The organism is Thermogutta sp. (genome assembly GCF_014359955.1).
In the GTDB taxonomy this organism is placed as follows: Bacteria; Planctomycetota; Planctomycetia; order Pirellulales; family Thermoguttaceae; genus Thermogutta.
This window is the reverse complement of sequence record NZ_JACIYL010000624.1, coordinates 1-2,721: the sequence shown is the minus strand read 5'-3', so window position 1 is coordinate 2,721 and position 2,721 is coordinate 1. Positions and strand designations below refer to the sequence as shown.

Genomic DNA, 2,721 nt, shown 5'->3' with positions numbered 1-2,721 from the left:
ACCTGGCTCCAGCCTGTGGCAGCAAGAGCCATCAACCAGAGGAACAAAACCCACAATTGAAGAAATCGTCTGGTCATGGGGCACGGTCCTTTCTTGGCTAGGATTTGGTGCAACGGTGGCAGGGGCAAAACTCAAATGTATTCCGCCTTGCGCAGAGAGCTATCGCCAGACTACACCGAAAGCACATTGAAACACCGCAAAACTCATCCGCGCGACCAGCCGTTATCACCAAACAGATGACCGCGGCTCCGGTCGCAACTTGTGGCTCATCGGGCTGCATGCCCGACCCGATTCTATCCAGAATCAGTCGGGTGTCAACTCGCATGGAGCCAGACTTTTTGCGGCGTGAGCCTCCCGCCCTGGATCGCGTCAGTGCCCGGTCTAGCGGTTGTGTTTCATGATTGGAGAGCGGACAAGGAGCAAGGGCCTCAGTCAATCGGAATCCATACGAGCATCTCGCCCTGTGCCCGATTGTTCCAGGCATAATAGGGGATCATGCGGATCCTGATCGGTTTTGGTTCCCCTTCCACGAGAGGACGATAAAGGCAATCCCAGGGCTTACCAGGCCAGAGCAGGCCCTCGCTCTCCAAAACGATGGCCCTGCCAAGCTCTTCAGGACCAGGGTGAACGGTCCATTGTGCACCGCGCCGAATCGCCACGTTCCGAATATCGACGCCCGGCTCCAGGTCGCACGATTCCAGGCAATAAAGCAATGGCCCCCGCATGACGGCGACGCGCCCATGAGCATTTTCCACGAGCGGATTGGCCTCCATGAGTCTGACTTTAAGGGGCAACTCAAGCTCGATCACGTCTCCCTTCGCCCAGTCACGTCGCAGGTCGCAGTAAGTGCCAGGCTTGGCCGGAGCATCCAAAGGAGCACCGTTCACCCGAATCACGCATCCAGATGCCCAGCCGGGAATTCGCAGCTTGATGGACTTTAACGCCTCGGGAACCTGTTCCAGGGTTATCTTGATAGATCCCTCCCAGGGATAGTTGGTTTGCTGGACGAGACGCAGTTTCCCGCCCTGAGGGAAATCGGTCTCCAATTCGCTGCTGCCATAAAGATGAACCCACAGTGCGTCTGAGGAAACACCGTAAGCCAGCGTGGGGGTGGCCGCAATAGTTCGGGCAACGTTGGGGGGACAGCAATAACAGGTGAAAATCCGCCAGCGCTCGAGGGTGTCGTGGGGATCTCGCTCAACGCCATTCAAACGGGCGAGTGGATTGGCGTAACAAAACCGCGTTCCATCCAGGCTCATGCCCGAAAGCATGCTGTTGTAGAGAACAAGCTCCATCACATCCGTGAAACGAGCGTCACCGGTCAATCGCAGCATTCTCCAGTTCCACATGGCGTTGGCGATGTTCGCACAGGTCTCGTTGTAGGCATTTCGATTGGGCAACTCATAAGGCAAGCCAAAGGCCTCATGAACCTGGTCGTAGCGTATCGACACCGTATGGTGATGTGCACCGATCCCGCCGCTGATCGACATCTTTCGATCGACAACGTCATGCCAAATGCGGGTCAGCGCATCAAAAAGGGCCTTTTCGCCTGTCTCTGCCACGACGTCGGCCGCCCCGCAGTAAAGGTACGCGCCTGTCACGGCATGTCCAACAGCATAGCTTTCCTTGCGGAGGGGAACACGGTCCTGAGTTTGATCGCCCGGCGTGGGATCCCACAGCTTGGGGTCCGATACAAACCCTCGAGGATAGGGGACTGACCCACGCATGTCCACGAAAATCTCCGCCAGTTCCAAGTAACGACGCTCACCGGTCACGCGATACAGGTCCACCAGGCCCATGATGTTTGAAGGATTCCAGCCGAAATGCGACAGTTCCTTGGGGCGTGGTGAAAAGACCCCATACAGGTAGTTGGCCAGCTTTTCTGCGACTTCCAGGCAACTTTTCTTGCCGGTGGCCTGATAATGAACGGCTGCCGCCGTCATCAGATGTCCCATGTTGTAAAGCTCGTGGTATTGACGCCGTTCCCAGCGGCTCTTTGTCGGATCGAGCTGAATCTGCGTACAGATATAACCGTCGGGTTCCTGTGTCCGTCTGATAAGGTCGATCCAGTAGTCCATCTCTTGGTCCAGTGCCGGGTCCCGGGTGAGCGCATACACCCGGGCCAACGCCTCCAGCCATTTGTAGCAGTCCCCATCACTCCAGTTGGCTCCCACGTATTTTCCCTGCTCGATACCCGCTCCGATACGAAAGTTGATCAATGACGCAGCATTATTCGGATCAAGCAAAGCCTCCTTCATCTTGGGGAGCACAACCTTGTGACACAATTCGAATCGCTCGGCCCAAAAGCCCGTCGTCCAACGGACATCTTTGAGACCAAGAGGCTGAAATTTCGCGTGGGGCGACGTGACAACAGGTTCGCCTGCCGATGTTGATTGCGACAGAACCGCCACGACAACAAAGAGTGCAACCGAACGGGCAAAAATAGTAAATCTTCGCATGACACTCCTTCCAAAACCTTTCTCGGTCCACAATCGCCCCATCAGCGACCACCGACTTACGGAAAACCCTCTTCAGGCCGCGAACACCAGGGGCGCTGCCTGCAGTCGTCGCAAATAAATGAAAACACCCATCCTGCTCCCAAAACCCTAATATCTCTACTTTTTGAGTGCAGCAGTGGTCGGCATTTGCCGATCGCCCATCCGTAAGAGATCCAGGCCAGGCTCTAAGGCTGGTCCGCCTTGATCCGTCTGACGCTCCGCA

Annotated in this window: 2 protein-coding genes; one reads left to right on the top strand and one right to left on the bottom strand. The window is 56.2% G+C overall.

Features of this window, described 5'->3' with window-relative positions; genetic code table 11:
* Positions 1-190, top strand: a 190-nt coding sequence (locus tag H5U08_RS15130; protein WP_297034874.1) for a hypothetical protein, incomplete at its 5' end; no start/stop codon positions are given.
* Positions 191-428: 238 nt separating this feature from the next.
* Here the strand turns inward: H5U08_RS15130 and H5U08_RS15125 are convergent.
* A complete protein-coding gene (locus H5U08_RS15125; RefSeq protein WP_297034868.1) occupies positions 429-2,459 on the bottom strand; it encodes a beta-L-arabinofuranosidase domain-containing protein in 2,031 nt (676 codons plus the stop codon).
* Positions 2,460-2,721 lie beyond the last annotated feature (262 nt).